15 protein-coding genes are annotated in these 17005 nt (G+C 35.2%); 10 read left to right on the forward strand and 5 right to left on the reverse strand.

What is annotated here, in order from left to right; all coding sequences use genetic code 11:
* Positions 1–47: 47 nt before the first annotated feature.
* On the forward strand, positions 48–1343 hold the full coding sequence (gene tyrS / locus RM51_RS18450; RefSeq protein ID WP_039373036.1) for a tyrosine--tRNA ligase: 1296 nt from the start codon (positions 48–50) through the stop codon (positions 1341–1343).
* An 86-nt stretch (positions 1344–1429) separates the two neighbouring features.
* On the opposite strand, the gene RM51_RS18455 is transcribed toward tyrS, so the two are convergent.
* Complete coding sequence (locus RM51_RS18455) at positions 1430–1846, reverse strand: hypothetical protein (protein WP_039373038.1); 417 nt, start codon at positions 1844–1846, stop codon at positions 1430–1432.
* Positions 1847–2054: 208 nt separating this feature from the next.
* Between RM51_RS18455 and RM51_RS18460 the strand changes: the two genes are divergently transcribed.
* Together RM51_RS18460 and RM51_RS18465 are read left to right on the forward strand one after the other, a co-directional pair.
* Entirely contained in the window at positions 2055–4049 is a 1995-nt protein-coding gene (locus RM51_RS18460) for an ATP-binding protein (protein ID WP_039373041.1), read from the forward strand.
* Entirely contained in the window at positions 4039–4677 is a 639-nt protein-coding gene (locus tag RM51_RS18465; RefSeq protein ID WP_039373044.1) for a response regulator transcription factor, read from the forward strand. Before RM51_RS18460 ends, RM51_RS18465 begins: the two co-directional genes overlap by 11 nt.
* 46 nt (positions 4678–4723) lie before the next feature.
* Here the strand turns inward: RM51_RS18465 and RM51_RS18470 are convergent, their stop codons facing one another.
* Positions 4724–5170: a hypothetical protein gene (locus RM51_RS18470; protein ID WP_039373046.1), complete on the reverse strand. Its 447-nt coding sequence runs from the start codon at positions 5168–5170 to the stop codon at positions 4724–4726.
* Positions 5171–5398: 228 nt separating this feature from the next.
* On the opposite strand from RM51_RS18470, the gene RM51_RS18475 reads away from it, so the two are divergent.
* The 3 genes from RM51_RS18475 (at position 5399) to RM51_RS18485 (ending at position 8004) form a co-directional block, all read left to right on the forward strand.
* On the forward strand, positions 5399–6037 hold the full coding sequence (locus RM51_RS18475; protein ID WP_039373049.1) for an alpha/beta hydrolase: 639 nt from the start codon (positions 5399–5401) through the stop codon (positions 6035–6037).
* Between the two features lie 109 nt (positions 6038–6146).
* A complete protein-coding gene (locus tag RM51_RS18480) occupies positions 6147–7478 on the forward strand; it encodes a PDZ domain-containing protein (RefSeq protein WP_039373052.1) in 1332 nt (443 codons plus the stop codon).
* A gap of 1 nt (position 7479) precedes the next feature.
* Positions 7480–8004 (forward strand): hypothetical protein, encoded by a 525-nt coding sequence (locus RM51_RS18485; RefSeq protein ID WP_039373054.1) that lies wholly within the window; start codon positions 7480–7482, stop codon positions 8002–8004.
* Here RM51_RS18485 and RM51_RS18490 read toward each other — a convergent pair whose 3' ends face one another.
* The gene (locus RM51_RS18490) at positions 8005–9045 is read right to left on the reverse strand and encodes a L,D-transpeptidase (protein WP_052248573.1); all 1041 of its coding nucleotides are present in this window, start codon (positions 9043–9045) and stop codon (positions 8005–8007) included.
* Between the two features lie 564 nt (positions 9046–9609).
* Between RM51_RS18490 and RM51_RS18495 the strand changes: the two genes are divergently transcribed.
* The 4 genes from RM51_RS18495 to RM51_RS18510 are packed head-to-tail and all read left to right on the forward strand — an operon-like array spanning position 9610 to position 14686.
* Positions 9610–10851: a DcaP family trimeric outer membrane transporter gene (locus RM51_RS18495; RefSeq protein WP_039373057.1), complete on the forward strand. Its 1242-nt coding sequence runs from the start codon at positions 9610–9612 to the stop codon at positions 10849–10851.
* A gap of 21 nt (positions 10852–10872) precedes the next feature.
* Entirely contained in the window at positions 10873–11919 is a 1047-nt protein-coding gene (locus tag RM51_RS18500; protein WP_039373060.1) for a type II asparaginase, read from the forward strand.
* Positions 11920–11945: 26 nt separating this feature from the next.
* Complete coding sequence (gene aspA / locus RM51_RS18505) at positions 11946–13355, forward strand: aspartate ammonia-lyase (protein WP_039373063.1); 1410 nt, start codon at positions 11946–11948, stop codon at positions 13353–13355.
* Positions 13352–14686, forward strand: a complete 1335-nt coding sequence (locus RM51_RS18510; RefSeq protein WP_039373065.1) for an anaerobic C4-dicarboxylate transporter family protein — start codon at positions 13352–13354, stop codon at positions 14684–14686. The genes aspA and RM51_RS18510 overlap by 4 nt, the downstream gene beginning before the upstream one ends.
* A 93-nt stretch (positions 14687–14779) precedes the next feature.
* Here the strand turns inward: RM51_RS18510 and RM51_RS18515 are convergent, their stop codons facing one another.
* Both RM51_RS18515 and RM51_RS18520 read right to left on the reverse strand, forming a co-directional pair.
* The gene (locus tag RM51_RS18515) at positions 14780–15901 is read right to left on the reverse strand and encodes an ABC transporter permease (protein WP_039373068.1); all 1122 of its coding nucleotides are present in this window, start codon (positions 15899–15901) and stop codon (positions 14780–14782) included.
* Positions 15898–17004, reverse strand: coding sequence for an ABC transporter permease (locus tag RM51_RS18520; RefSeq protein WP_039373140.1), 1107 nt, complete (start codon positions 17002–17004; stop codon positions 15898–15900). Before RM51_RS18520 ends, RM51_RS18515 begins: the two co-directional genes overlap by 4 nt.
* Position 17005 lies beyond the last annotated feature (1 nt).

Raw genomic sequence — 17005 nt, forward strand, 5'->3', positions numbered from 1 at the left:
CTATTGAATTTCTTATCTTTGCACATTAAATTTTAAAGCAGAAAATAATGAACTCTTTTATTGAAGAACTGAAATGGCGCGGGCTTTTTGCCGACATGATGCCCGGAACGGATGAGCAACTGGATAAGGAAATGACAACAGCCTATATCGGTTTTGATCCTACCGCAGATTCTTTACATATCGGAAGTCTTATTCAGATCAAAATTTTGGCACATTTTCAACAGCACGGTCATAAGCCAATTGCTTTGGTTGGCGGTGCTACAGGAATGATTGGTGACCCTTCAGGAAAGTCTGCAGAAAGAAACCTGTTGGATGAAGCTACCCTTCTTCACTATGTTGACTGTTTGAAAAACCAACTTTCAAGATTTTTAAATTTTGAAGGAAATGAAACCAATAAGGCAGAATTGGTGAACAACTACGACTGGATGAAAAATATTTCTTTCCTTGATTTTGCGAAAAATGTAGGGAAAAATATTACCGTAAATTATATGATGGCGAAAGATTCTGTGAAGAAAAGATTTTCAGGAGAATCCGGTGCAGATGGGATGAGTTTTACGGAATTTACTTACCAATTGATTCAAGGGTATGACTTTTTACATTTATACCAGAATAATAATGTCAAGCTTCAGATGGGAGGTTCTGATCAGTGGGGAAATATCACGACAGGAACTGAATTAATCAGAAGAAAAGCTCAGGGAGAGGCATTTGCATTAACCGTTCCTTTGATTACCAAAGCAGATGGTTCTAAATTTGGAAAATCTGAGAGTGGAGAAAACTATTGGTTAGACAAAAAGAAAACTTCACCTTATAAATTCTACCAATTCTGGTTGAATGCTACGGATGCCGATGCAGAAAGATTCATCAAATTCTATACTTTCTTAGGTAAAGAAGAAATTGACGCTTTAATTGAAGAACATAAAACAGCTCCCCACGAAAGAAAACTTCAGAAAAAATTGGCTGAAGAAGTAACAGTATGGGTTCACGGAAGAGAAGAATATGAAAAAGCATTGAAGGCTTCTGAAATTCTTTTTGGACGTTCAACTGCTGAAGATCTTGTAAGTCTTGATGAAGAAATTTTCCTTGAAATTTTCGATGGAGTTCCTCAAAAAGAAGTGGCAAAAGATGATGTTTTAGGAGTAAATATCGTAGATCTTCTTTCTGAAAAATCAGGTTTTTTAAAGTCTAAAAGTGAAGCGGCAAGAGAATTGAAAGGAAATTCAATTTCTGTCAACAAACAAAAGGTAAATGAAGTGTATACTGCTAATGAAAGTGATTTAATTGACGGAAAATTCCTTCTTTTACAAAAAGGAAAGAAAAGCTACTTCATTGTAAAAGTGATTTAATCTTTACAAAAGATATATACAAAAAGCGGCGAGATAAATCTCGCCGCTTTTTTTCATCAAAAACTCTGTATTTTTTATGTATTTTTTTAGAAAGTATAAGAAGCTGAAGCTGATAAAACCTGGCCGCTAGATGTTCCTTCTTTTTTCAATTCTCCATCTACCCAGATTTGAACTTTTAAAGTAGATGATGCATTTACTCCTGTAGCACCTACCGCAACATTTGCACCGTAAGCACCGGCTTCAGAAGTAACTTCCGGGCTTGTCCAAGTGGTTCCACTAAGACTGGATGCTGTTGTAGGATTTCCATCGATTCCATAAACAGCAACGTCGATATCACTTCCTGAGGAAGCTATTGCTTTAAAAACAACTTTATGAGATTTGCCGGCTCCCGGAATATCGTCGTCGTCATCATTTTTACAAGATGAGACTAAACCAATAAGCATAGTTGCCATTAATGCTAGAAAAGTTCCTTTTAAGACATGAACGAATTTCATTTTTTTCATAAGTTTTTTTGTTAAATTTTGCTACTTTAGTTAAATATTCTATAATTAGTGATTTGATACCTGCAAAGCTATCAGTAGATGCAAAATCTATCAATCCTAAAAAACAAGTATTTTTTTATACCTAAAACAAGGTATTTTTTATGCTGTTTTTTTTAGGTAAATTGGGCGTTTTATAAAATTATCGTTTCAAACCACCGAATCAACACTCATGAATAGGCTACTTATTTTCTTAAGTATATTAATATCTTTTACGTTACAGGCTCAACAGATCATTCCACTCAATGAAAAACCTTATATAGATAGTTTAAAAAATGTAGTGAGTGCTAAAGGAAATACTCAGTCTATTACTGAATCTGCTTTTCTTTTATCTAATTATTTTAGAAATACAGATTCTTCTCTCAGCAAGAAATATCTGGAACAGGCAAAAAAACTGACTAAAAACAAACCTTACCTTCTTGCGAAATATTATTATTTTGAGGGGCAATATAACTTAGATCATGATAAAGAAAAAGCAGCACTTTCTTATCAGCGTTCTATTAAAGAATTATCCAAATTTAAAACCGAAGAATCAGCTTTTTTACAAGCTCTCGCATGGTATAATTACGGAGTAACACAAAAAAATAAAGAAGGATACCCGTTTTTGCTGAAAACAATCCTTGAGAAAAGTATTCCTTTGGTTGAGAAGTATGAAAACAACAAAAGCCTAGGTTTTCTATATACTCAGCTTGCCATTATTCTTACCTATAATGCAGAATTTGAGAAGGCAGGAAACTATAATAAGAAAGCGTTGGCAATCTTAGAAAAGTCATATCCTTATTCTGCTGAATTGTTTTATACTTACTTAAATTCAGCCAGTAATTTCTGTTATCAGGCGAAAGGTGATGAAGCGAAAAAGTTTCTCGATAAAGCCGAAAAACTGATACAGCCCTACCCTGAATCTTCAGCCAATGCTTTTTATTATTATGGAAAAACGCTTTACCTAATCACCAAACAAAGAAATGAAGAAGCTTTACCGGTTATTCAGAAAGGTATTTTTTACTCTACAAAATTCAGTCAGAATTTGTTGGCTCAGATGTTCTACTTCAATAAGTATGATATTTTAAAAAAATTGAAAAGGTACGATGAAGCAAAGAAAACGCTTGAAGATATCCTTGCAGAGCAATCTTTGGCTTCTGATCTCAATAATAAAAAAACGATCTACAAACAGCTTTCTTTATTAAATCAAGAAATGGGAAATCCAAAGGAGGCTTTGCTGTGGGAACAAAAATATTCTAAACTGAATGACAGCCTGAATACAGAAAGTGTAAAATTAGAGATCAATAAAATTGAAACTAAGTTTAATACCGCACAAAAAGAGAAAAAAATAGCAAACCTGAATGCCGAAAAAAAACAAAGAGAGCTGGAAGTAAATAAGAAAAACTCTTATTTGATGGGATTAAGCCTCGCATTACTCCTTCTTATTATCTTTTTCATTTTCTTCTTTATTATCTACCGAAAAAACAAAAAAATATCTGAACAAAAGGAAATCAATCTTCAGCAAAAAATCACTGATATAAAACAAAAAGAAGAACTAAGCCTTACTAAAGCGATACTTGAAGGAGAAGAAAGAGAAAGAGAGCGTATTGCCAGAGATCTTCACGATGGTTTGGGAGGAATGCTTGCCGGAGTAAAAATTAATTTCTCAACATGGTCTTCCAACCATCTCAATCCTGAAAAGGATAAAGAATTTTACAGAATTTTGTCACAACTTGACAATTCTGTGGGGGAACTCCGTCATGTTGCCAGAAACCTTATGCCCGAATCCTTACTTAATTTCGGACTGGAAACTGCTTTAAATGATCTTTGTGATTTTTATATCAGAAAAGACCTTGATATTGATTTTCAGCCGATCAATATTGAGAAAAAATTACCCCTTAATATTCAGCTTAATATTTACAGAATTGTACAGGAACTTTTAGCCAATGCAGTAAAACACTCTGGAGCCAGTAATATTTTACTCCAATGTTCACAATCTGAGGACAACTTCTTCATTACGATTGAAGACAACGGAAAAGGATTTGCAAAAAACAGTGCAGAAAAAACGAAAAGTCTTGGACTTCGAAATCTCAAAAACAGAGTAGATTATCTGAAAGGAAAAATGGAAATCAGTTCCGATAATGAAGGAACAACTATTAACATTGAACTTAATACGCATGCAGACTGAAAAAATAAATATTGTCATTGTAGATGACCACCCTATTGTAATTGAAGGCTTAAAAATGATGCTTGGCAATCAGTCGTATTTTCATATTTCGCAAAGCTTCACTACAGGTTCAGAAATCATTGATTTTATAAAGGAACATACTATAGATATTATTCTCTTAGACATTACTCTTCCCGACTGTAACGGAATTGAACTTTGCCATGAAATAAAAAAAACAACTCCCAATACATCGGTAATAATGTTCAGTAATCGATCTGAGAGAAGTATTATCATGCAATGTATCCAAAACGGAGCGAGTGGATATTTACTAAAAAACACTTCTATAGATGAGCTTATAGAATGTTTAAGAGGTGCGCTTTCCGGAAATATTGTTTTCTGTAACGAGACCAAGCAAATTATCAATAAACTATCCCATACGGAAATTACACTTCCAAGGTTAACAAAAAGGGAAAAGGAAATTTTAAAATTAGTCGCCGAAGGAAAAACCAGTGCTTTGATCGCTGATGAATTATTTTTAAGCCCGTTAACCGTAGATACTCACAGGAAAAATCTACTTCAGAAATTTCAGGCAAAAAACTCTACGGAACTCATCAGTCTGGCTATTCAGCATAATATGATTAACAAATAAAAAACCACCTGAATAAGGTGGTTTTTATGTATATAAAAAATATTTTTTATAATTCAAGGAAACTGTGAGCTACAGCAGCACTTTTAATTCCGTTTCCTGTTACAGTAGCTGTTTCAGCAACTTCTCCATCTATCCAGATGGTAACTGTTAGCTTAGAATCAGGGTTTGGAAGATCTGCATTAGCTGCCAAATTTAATTGTGATTGACTAGAATTCACGAAAAACTCTCCACTTGTCCAAGTTAACCCTTCAGTATCAAACTGAGTCTGTTGGTTTGTTCCTACCTGAGTAACAATCGTTTTAAAGATATGAATAGGAGCGGTTGGAGGAGTACTTCCACCAGGAACTATTTTTGCTTCAAATTGAACAACGTGATCTACGTATTCATCATCGTCGTCATCTTTACAAGAATTAACCACTACAATTACTGAAAATAGTACAGCAAATAAAAAAGAAAGTCTAAGTAAATTTTTTGATTTGTAAAATTGCTTCATTTCTCCAAATAAATTTTTATGTTTCAAATATAGGCTTTTTATCAATATAAAAATAACTTTTATGAAAATTTTCCAACAAAGATTTCCAAAAAATATCAAATCATTAAAACCCACCAATAAGATTTTAGGGCTTTTATATAATTATGAAAAATTACTTGGAAACCAATTTACTTATATAATCATGATTTCCAATTCAATCCATTTGATTAATTATTTATCTTTGTCCTCATGAATTTAGATTACATTGTAAGAGAACCCGAAAATATAACTTCCAGTACCCCAATCCTTTTTATGCTACACGGATACGGAAGTAATGAACAAGACCTTTTCAGCTTTAGAGAAACCCTTCCAAAAGATTGGATCATTGTAAGTTTCAGAGCTCCTAAAACCACACAGTTTGAAGGCTTTTCCTGGTATGATATTGACTTCAATAACCCGGAAAACTTCATCGATGTTCCACAAGCAGAAGAGTCGTTACAGTCGGTTTTAGAAAATATTTTAAAAATTGTCAATCATTACGGACTTGTTGATGGCAAAACGCATCTTTGTGGTTTCAGCCAAGGAGGAATTTTATGCTACTCTTTAGCTTTAAGATATCCAGAAATGTTCAATTATGTAGCTTGTTTAAGCAGTTATCCTGAAGAGAAAATATTAACCAATATTGTAAAAGATAAGAAGAAACTGGAAAAATTACGCTTTTTCGTTTCCCATGGAACAGATGACGCTGTAATTCCGTTAGAATGGGGAAGAAAAGCTGCCGATCTTCTTTATGATCTGAGTTGCTACTTCACGTTCAGAGAATATATGAGCGGACATGGAGTCAATCAAAAAAATTATATGGATCTGATGGAATTTTTCTCAAAATAAATTAAGAAAACATCAACAATATCCCGTTCTAAATGAACGATTAGCAAACATTCTCACATTTGAGAATGTTTTTTATTTATGATAAGGATAAATTCACTAAATTCATTATATGAAATTCTGGTATTCTATAGTAATGATTTGGTTCAGCATTTTACTAAATGCTCAGAATTCATTTGAACTACAGAATACCGAAAAAACTGTTATTCCTTTTAAATTAATCAATAATTTAATTTTCATTCCGGTCAACATAAATGGTGTAGAATTAACCTTTCTCTTAGATACCGGAATTGCAGAAACTTCCATTTTCAGTCTTGAGAATAAAGAATTAAAACTTCCCAATCTCGAAAAAATAAGACTTTCAGGATTGGGGGGCAATGCAAGTATCGATGCTTTTCGATCAGACAGCAATATTGCAAGAATCGGAAAAGACTATGTCAACTATACATCTACACTTTATATAATCACTGATCAGGATTTTAATATTTCATCCCACATCGGAATTCCTGTAAACGGAATCATCGGATATCATTTTTTTAAAAATCACCCAGTTGTTATTGATTATTCTTCAAAGAAAATCACTATATATAATAATGAAGATCTATTTAAGAAAAAGGTGAAAAAATTTGATGCAATTGATATTACCGTTGAAAAAAACAAACCCTATATCGTTGCAGAGGTAGAAATGACCACCGAAAAGAAAGATTCTAAATTATTAATAGACCTCGGAAATAGTGATGCCATTTGGTTATTTCCTACATTAATTAAAAACTTCGTATATAACCGTCCTAATATTGATGATTTTTTAGGAAGAGGCTTTAATGGGGACATTTATGGTAAAAGAAGCAGAATTCATAATTTTTATTTAGGAAATTTTAAGTTTGAAAAACCACTTACTGCAATGCCTGATGAATATTCCATCCAGCATGTAAATATGGTCGAAAACAGAAAAGGGTCTGTTGGAGGTGATATTATGAGGCGTTTTACGGTTGCTTTCGACTATGCAAACCAAAAGCTCTATCTGAGAAAAAACAAGAATTTTAATGATCCATTTCATTTCAATATGAGCGGGCTGGATTTTAGACAAGATGGTATGGAATGGTCTAAAGATCTGGTAAATCTTCCAACAAAAAACAGAGAAAATACCAATGGAGGTATTGAGGTCATCAACAACAGTCTGCAATATAATTTTGTTCTAAAACCTATTTTTGCAATTGCCGGCGTGCGAAAAGATTCTCCGGCATACAAAGCAGGATTAAAAAAAGACGATAGACTGATCAGCATAAACGGAAGAAAAACACTAGACATGACGATGGAAAAAATAATGGAAATGATGAAATCTGAGGAAGGAAAAACAATTAACATGCAGATTCAAAGAAACAATAAAGAAATGACCTTAAGCTTCGATTTAGAAGATCCAATCCCATACCAAGAACAAGAATAATATGAATACCGAAGAAACTACTTTAGACAAAATAAGAAGCAGACCCCGATTTAAAATGTTTACCCATCTCAGCAAAGAAGAGTATGCTCAGAATCTTAAAAACTACCTTAGTGAACACAAAGATGAATTTTCAGGAAATATTAATCATGAAGTAGCTACCATTCAGGTAGAAACGGAATACGATAATTACTGGAAGCCAAGATTATCTTTAAGAATAGAGATTGAAGATGAACAAACTGCAATACGGGGTGTTTTTGGGCCTAGTTCTGCAGTTTGGACTTTCTTTATGTTTTTATATTTTTCTTTTTCAATTCTTTGGATGACTTTTTTCACCATGCATTATGTGGAGAATCAAATCAATAGCCACGAATTTCCGTGGGCTCTCAATGCATCTTTCATGATGTTGCTTTGTATAGCGCTTACCTATGCTGCAGCAAGATTTGGACAGCATAAGGGCAAAGAAGAAATGCAAAAATTAAGAAGATTTGCTGAAGAATCTACTTTACAATTTGAAAAGAAAAACTAATTAAGGAGCTTCTGTTTTAGGATTTAAAGGCATTTGCTCCACAACAGCTTTTGCAGCTTTAATAGAGTCTACTACAACTTGTCGGTTGTCCTGTTCCTTTACTATTTTTTCAATGTTAGGTTCTATCATTTTAGTCATTTCTTCGACAGACACACTATTCGCATTTGGATCATCTAATAGCTTTCTCCAAGGCTTTCTTCCCCCCCATTTATAATCTCCATACACCAAAACTGCGGTACCTTTTGCTTTCGTTGTTGCACCACCCGGATTCAACACCCATGTATCTGCGTAAGAATACAACCATTGTGCATCTTTTAGCAATAATCTCAGACATGAATGTGATGCCGGATAACCGGGAAGATCATACTGATGCCATCCGATTCCGTCTGTATTAAAAATGTTGAAATTATAGGGTAATTTCCACTCACTGTCTACTGTGGAAATTGCCAGTTTCTTTTTCCAATTGGCGAACGTAAGACCTCTCTTTGTCTGTGCCGCTTTTTTCCCCATACTTGTTGGTCCCCATTTTACCAAACTTCCATTCGAATATACTCCATAAGCTTGGATAGGATAAGAAAAGACTACAAACTTTTTCACCGGACTCAAAACATCAAGCTGCATAGGAAACGGTGAATATTCCATCAACGTTGTATCTATTTTGGCAGGAACAACCAAAGTATCCGCATTCCATTTATTTTTTGAGTCTAATCTGTTCAGAGCAAAAATTGCATAACGCTCTTTTTCAGTATATTTTTTATTAAAAACAGAAAACAAAGAGTCTTTCAGTTTTTTATCTTTTGGGAAAATAAAAGCATTATAAAAACCATCTTCCTGCATTGGAGGGGGCAGAGCTTCTTTTTCTACTACAGGTTCTTTTTCCAGAGAATCCTGCTCGACAACTGGAGCTTCTTCCACAATAGAATCTGCAGTTCCCTGAATAGCATCGCTTACTTTTTCAATTTCTTTTTTGCAGGAAACCAAAAGCACGGCAAATACTATCGTGTATAAAAATGATTTTTTCAAAGTTGTGTTTCTTCTCATAAATAAAGTTCGTCATTTAATTGGGCTATTCAATACAAATATCAGACCTAAAATCTCATGGTAACTCCTATTGAATGCCATAAACATTTAAAATAACCTTAATATCATATTAATCTTTTACGATTTTAATATTATTCATTTTCCTGTTAAAAATACAAAACATTTATACAGAATTCATCGATTTGGAATAAAAATTTTCAGTTCAAACTAAATTACAAAATTCATTTACTCTAAAACCATAAAACGTTTTATTAATAAGCATTCACAGCACATTTATTTGATGATCAAAACAATATATAAAATTGCATATTTTCAAAAAAACCTTTAATATTTTACAAAAAATGATATTAATTTCTTGTAAATAATGAAAAACACTGCGATTATTTTAATATTTTTAATTAAATTTACAGTAATAACACAAATTTTTAGCAAAAAAACAAATATTTTTCTTCTTAGTTTATCGAAAAATTATGCCTCAAAAATTTATCTCTAAAACGGGATAAATATTGAGATTGATAACATATTCATTTTTGAAAATAGTTCATTAATTATATACGATATCAGATGAAACAAAATTTATTTTCCTCCCTGCTCCTTTCCCTAGGATGTACATGTTTTTACAGTATTGCCTATAGTCAGTTCTTATCTGTTGAGTCCAAAGATTCATTAAACGGAAAACCCAGAATAGAATCCAAACTAATTGGGCGACTCAAGCTGAACGGTCTGTATGATATTTCCGGAAGCCTTGCTGAAAAAAGCGCTTTTTCTATTCATGAGAACGATGTTTCGGGAAAGGATATTCCGGCTTTTAATATGGATATGAGACAGTCTCAGTTACGCTTAATCAGTACCATGCAGCTCAAAAACGGAAAGCAACTGAAAGCAATGTTGGAAGGAGATTTTATTGGTCCCAATAATACGTCTCAATTTCGTCTGAGGCACGCATGGATAGAATACGAACAATGGATGGCCGGCCAAAACTGGTCAACATTTGGATCCGGTTCTTTATGGCCAGCTTCCTTACTCGATTGGGATGGACCAACCGGAATGGTATTATCTAGGAGAACTCAGGTGAGATATACGAGTACACAAAGTAAGGCTTTACCTATTTCCATAGAAGCATCCATAGAATATACGGAACTTAGAAGACTGCATGATTATACGATAAATCCGGAATTAGGAGTTGACAATGCTCCGTCAAGATTACCAGATGCGGTTCTGGGAGTAACGCATCATTTTAACAATGGAGGTTTTGTAAAGGTTGCCGGTCTTTATAGAAATATAGGCTACAATTCAAAAAATATTGCCGCCGGTGAAACTGATTTCAATTATTCATCAAAGTCTACAGGAGGAGTAACTTTAATAGGAAATATATTTTTTGAAAAAAGTAGTGGTTTAACCAACAATCTTCAAGCTCAATGGACGACAGGAAAAGGTATCGCAGATTATCTTGTCGCATTAGGCGGCTCTGGATTGGATGGATTTGCCAACAGCTCCGGCAATGGAACATTAAATTTACTACCTGTACACGCTGGTTTTATTTCATATCAAAGGTATTGGACAAAGAAATTTCACACGATGGGAGTTGCCTCCTATAATCATTTTTATGATGCCGGAAATACCGATTCCGAGTGGGATAAGATGACCAATTACTATGCGGTTGTGAATGTAGGTTATGATCTTTTAGATTCTCTAATGGTTGCTTTAGAAACTCAAGTGGGCTACAAAGAGCTTGAATATAATTCAGGAGAAAAAAAAGGAGCCAATGCCGTAAGAATCGGATTTGGAATCTTGTATAATTTCTAATTAAATCTCTAAACTATTCATATGAAAAAGACCGTTTTTATGCTGACTTTTATTTTAATTTCAGCGTTCTATGTTGCTGCAAAGCCCAGGATTATTATCCTAGCTACGGGAGGTACCATTGCCGGTGTAGGCACATCAGGTGATAGAGCAGGATATACGGCAGGAAAAATTCCTGTGTCTGAACTTATCGGAAGTATTCCTTATGCAGCCGATGTTGCCGATATTACAGGAGAACAAATATCATCCGTAGGAAGTCAGAATATGACCATAGACATCTGGAAAAAACTTGCGGTTCGCATTAATGAAATTTTTGCAAAGAATGAAGCTGACGGTATTGTGATTACTCACGGTACAGATACGCAGGAAGAAACTGCTTATTTTTTAAATCTGGTCGTTAAAGACAATCGTCCTGTAGTATTAACTGGAGCTATGAGATCGTCCACTTCCATCAGTGCAGATGGCCCTAAAAATCTGTATGATGCTATTGTTGTTGCTTCCAGTACTGAAAGTAAAGGAAAGGGAGTTATCGTATGTTTTAATGAATCTATTTTTGATCCTAGAGAGGTTACAAAGACCAGTTCAACAAAAGTAAATGGTTTTAAAGCTCCGGAAACCGGTCCTTTGGGAGAAGTTTTTGACGGAAAGGTTACCTATTACAAATCCTCTCTTCGAGCTAGTGGTAATAAGAGTCCTTTTTCAGTTAATCAAGATATAAAACTGCCGAAAGTTGAGATCGTATATATGTATGCTGATGCTTCACCTGATTATATTTTAAACCTTGTAAAACAAAAGGTAGACGCTATCGTGATAGCAGGAGTAGGAAATGGAAACTTTTCAGATCAGTTCAATGATGCAATTAAAAAAGCGGTAAAATCTAAAATTATAGTGTGCAGAGCAAGCCGCTGTGAATCGGGAAGAGTTGTACTGGATGGAGAAGTCAACGATAATGAATTAGGAACGATCGTCTCTGATGATCTTAATCCTCAAAAAGCCCGAATTCTGCTAATGTTGGGTCTTACTACTACAAAAGATGTCAAAAAACTTCAGGAATTATTTTTTCAATATTAATATAACATATAAATCAACCACCAATCATGACAAATTATAGAACAGAACACGACTTTTTAGGAGAAAAACAAATCCCGGAAAACAGTTATTTTGGGGTACAAACTCTCCGTGCACAGGAAAATTTTAATATTACCGGAATACCTTTAAGCGCATATCCGGTTTTTATCAAAGCATTTGGATACGTCAAAAAAGCGGCTGCTTTGGCCAATAGAGATTTGGGAGTATTGGATGCGAAAAAAGCGGAAGCCATTTCTTATGCCTGCGATCGACTGATTGCAGGAGAATTTGTAGATCAGTTCATCACCGATATGATACAGGGCGGAGCAGGAACCTCAACCAACATGAATGCTAACGAGGTGATCGCGAATGTCGGACTGGAGTTTTTAGGATATTCTAAAGGAGATTATCAACATCTGCATCCCAATAATGATGTGAATATGTCTCAAAGTACAAACGACGCCTATCCTACCGCTTTACAAATTGCCACTTTCTTAAAAATGGAGGATTTTGCCGAATCTTTACAGAGCCTTCAAAAAGCGTTTTATGAAAAAGGTCAAGAATTTAAATCTGTGCTGAAAATGGGAAGAACACAGCTTCAGGATGCCGTACCTATGACATTAGGTCAGGAATTCAATGCTATTTCAACTACATTAGGAGATGATATTCACAAAATACGTTCCGCTGAAAACCTGATTATTGAAGTCAATATGGGAGCCACAGCAATTGGTACCGGAGTAAATGCTCCGGAAGGCTATGCAGAATTATGTGTAAAATATCTTGCTGATATTAGTAAAGTTCCTGTTGTTTTAGCACCGGATCTTATTGAAGCTACGGTAGATATGGGAGCATTTGTTCAAATCAGTGCTGCTTTAAAAAGAAGTGCCATAAAACTGAGTAAAATCTGTAATGATTTAAGATTACTAAGCAGTGGACCTCGTTGCGGATTAAACGAAATAAATCTTCCCCCATTACAACCGGGCTCTTCTATCATGCCGGGAAAAGTAAACCCTGTCATTCCTGAAGTGGTTAATCAAACCTGTTTCTACGTTATAGGAGCTGATCTTACCATCAGTCTTGCCGCGGAAGCCGGACAACTTCAATTGAACGTAATGGAGCCTGTAATTGCATTTTCTTTATTTACTTCTCTTGAATATATGATGCGGGCTTGCAAAACGTTGGAAGAAAAATGCGTGAAAGGAATCACAGCCAACGCAGAACATACGAAACAACAGGTAATGAAAAGTATTGGAATTGTTACCCAGCTCAATCCTATTTTAGGATATGAACTCTGTTCTGATATTGCCAAAGAAGCCCTTGAATCCGGCAAATCAATCCATGATATTGTTGTTATTGAAAGAGAACTGATTTCTCAATCAAAATGGGATGAAATTTACTCATTGGAAAATCTGATCAACCCTAAATTCATTGCCTCATGATATTTGTAGAACTTGGAATTTTATTAGCCATGATCCTCATTGGTTCAAGGCTTAAAGGAATTGGTCTGGGCGTGATGGGAATGCTTGGATTATTAATTTTCGTATTTGGATTCCATATGAAGCCTGCAGATCCGCCTATTGCTGTTTTATTGATCATTATAGCAATCGTAACCACTGCTGCAACATTACAAGCAGCCGGAGGATTAGACTATCTTGTCAGTCTCGCGGAAAAAATCATCCGTAAAAATCCAAAGAAAATAACTTTAATAGCTCCTTTTACGGTATATTTCTTATGCCTTTTTGCGGGAACGTCTCATTTGGTTTATTCATTACTTCCCATTATTGCTGAGGTTTCTCTTAAAACTAAAATTAGACCTGAAAGGCCTTTGAGTATATCTGTAATTGCTTCCCATTTATCATTAACAGGAAGCCCGATGAGTGCTGCCACGGCTACATTAGCCGGTTTACTTGCCTACTCCACTGCGGTTACCGATATTATGCTGGTTTGTATTCCGTCCTGTCTTATCGGAATTTTGTCAGGAGTGGCTGTAGTCTGGAAAAAAGGCAAGGAATTATATGATGATCCTGAGTTTCTTGAAAAATTAAAAGACCCTCAGTTTGCCGCATCATTACAAAAAAGTACGGAAACGGTAAAGGAAATCAAACCCAGTGCAAAAGTTGCTGTTCTTATTTTCGGGATCGCTATTCTATTGATCGTTATTTTTGGAGCATTTCCAGGATTAATTCCTAATGTAGGTGAAGGAACTCCGGGACTGATCGTAAATGCAGACGGTTCTGTAAACCTTACAGGAATTATAGTAATGGTCACTTTATCTGCTGCTGCACTTATCATGCTCATCACTAAAACCTCAGCAATAGAAGTTGCTAAAATGAGCCTATTCACTTCTATGGCAACCGCGGTGGTTTCAGTTTTAGGAGTCGTTTGGATGAGTGCTACTTTTATGCATGCGAATGAAGCTGTGATTGAACATGTTTTTAAAGATATTGCAGCAGTGTATCCTTTTACCTTTGCTTTTGCATTATTCTTTATGTCAACTCTTACCTTCAGTCAGGCAGCTACAACCCGTATCATGATGCCTTTAGGATTATCAATCGGGATTACCAATCCTCATTTACTGGCGATGTTCCCTTCCGTGAACGGAGATTTTATTTTACCGGGCTACCCAACTTTAGTAGCCGCCATGGATTTTGACAGAACGGGTACAACAAAAATCGGAAAATATGTAGTGAACCACAGTTTTATGATTCCAGGCATCGTAAGTGTTGCGACTGCTGTAGGAGTAGGTTTCCTAATCTCTAGCTTTTTATAAAGATTACTAATATCTTTTGATTGAAATATAAAAAAGCAGTAAAACTATTTTACTGCTTTTTATTTTCTAAGAACCAGAGAACCTCAAAAACCATCAACTTGTCTTTCGGTAATTATAAATAGCCAAAGAATTAAGCACCACAGCAAAAGCCAGTAAATAGAACAGTTCATTCTTTACTTCGGAAAATCCGCTGCCTTTTAATACAATAAGTCTTACTACACTTATAAAATGCGTTACAGGAGTAAAAGCAGACATTGTTCTTGCCCAATCCGGCATACTGTCTGTACTGGTGAAAAAACCGCTCATCAGCATAAAGATCATCATAAAGAAAAATGCGATGAACATGGCCTGTAACTGTGTATCTGCAAACGTGGAGATCAAAAGTCCCAACCCTAACAACGCAATAAGGTACACTGCTGCAAAAAGATAAAGAACGAGCAGGCTTCCCTGAGGAAAAATTCCATAGACTACATACATTACGGTCAATCCAAGGGTAAACACAATCATCCCGACAATCCAAAAAGGAATTAATTTCCCTAAGATAAACTGCCATTTTTTAATTGGGGTCACATTGATCTGCTCTATAGTCCCAATTTCTTTTTCTCTTACAATATTCAATGCTGTGATAAAACCACCAATCAACGTAAGCAGCAATACCAAAATCCCCGGAACCATATAATATTTGTATTCCGCTCTGGGATTGTACCAATTGGAACTCACTATCTGTATATTGGCCTTGGAAACTGTTGAAACTGTAAATGTTTTCATGGTAACATCCAGATCATTATTAAAATCTGCAATCACAGACATCAGATAAGCTCCTCCCAAGGAAGATTTTGTCCCGTTAATTGCATCTACCGAAAGATTAACTTTCTGACTTCCTTCCCGAACAAGATTCCGTTCAAAGCCGGCAGGAATTTCCAACACAAGATCTGCTTCACTTTCCTCAATCATTTTCAGCCCGTTCTGATAAGAATCCGGAGTTCCGGCAATTTTAAAATATCCGGAAGAAGCGATTTTATGAATGAGTTTTTGAGAATAGCTGCTGTGATCGTTGTCAACATATGCTATATTGATATTTTTCACTTCAAAATTAGCTGCCAGAGGCATGATGATCAGCTGAATGATCGGCATTGCAAACATCATCGCCAGTATCGTTTTGTCTCTGAAGATCTGACGAAATTCTTTCTGTAAAATGAATCTTAATACTTTCACGACAGTCTGATTTTAAAATTTTTCAACGCTAATGTCAGTAAAACAATACACATCCCTACCAAAATCAACGTTTCTTTCCAGATATAGCTAAATCCTAGTCCTTTCAGCATCACCGCTTTTACAATGGCATAATAATATCTTGATGGCAAAACGTGTGATATCACCTGAAATACAACAGGCATATTTTCTATCGGGAACATAAATCCCGTCAAAAGCAATGTCGGCAGCATCATTCCCATCATCGAGATCAACATTGCGGTTTGCTGCGAGTTGGTCAGATTTGAAATCAACAGTCCTAATGCAAGACAGGTAATGATAAACAGGATACTTTCTGCAAAAAGTAAAATCAAACTTCCTTTTATTTCAACATCTAATAAATACACAGAAAGCAAAAGAATGATGATAAAATTAACCAAAGAAAGCACCAGATAAGGAATGGCTTTGGCAATTAAAACCATGATCGGTTTAAAAGGCGATACCAGTAAGATTTCCATGGTTCCCAATTCTTTTTCTTTGACGACTGCAACAGATGTGAGCGCCGTACTTACGATCATAAAGATCAGAGCAATTACACCGGGAATAAAATTTAAAGATCCGTTTTGATCTTCATTATAGAGCTGCCTTAATTCAGGAATAATCTGATAAGAAGGCTTTGTTGTAGGATTTAATTGTTGTTGATAATTATTGATAATCGTGGTAAGATAATTGGTAAGAATTGTTGCCGTATTCGGATCTGAAGCATCTGCAATAATCTGTATCTGCGCACCTCCTTTCCGGTAAAGGTCCTGCCCGAAATTGACAGGAAATATCACTGCACATTTTATACTTCCATCTTTAAATCTTTTTTCAATTTCGGGATAATTCAGAACAGGTTCTTTCACTTTAAAATAAGAACTCGACTGTATTTTGGTAATGATCTGTTCCGACTGTATATCATGAGCATTATCCAAAACAGCAACACCAATATTTTTCACCTCACTGCTCAGTGCGAAACCAAACAGCACGATCTGCACCACCGGCAAACCGAAAAGGATCAGAAGCGTTCTGCGGTCTCTGAATACGTGATAAAATTCTTTCCGGATAAATACTAATAACTGTTTCATA

The sequence above is a fragment of the Chryseobacterium taiwanense genome, from assembly GCF_000813825.1.
In the GTDB taxonomy this organism is placed as follows: domain Bacteria; phylum Bacteroidota; class Bacteroidia; order Flavobacteriales; family Weeksellaceae; genus Chryseobacterium; species Chryseobacterium taiwanense.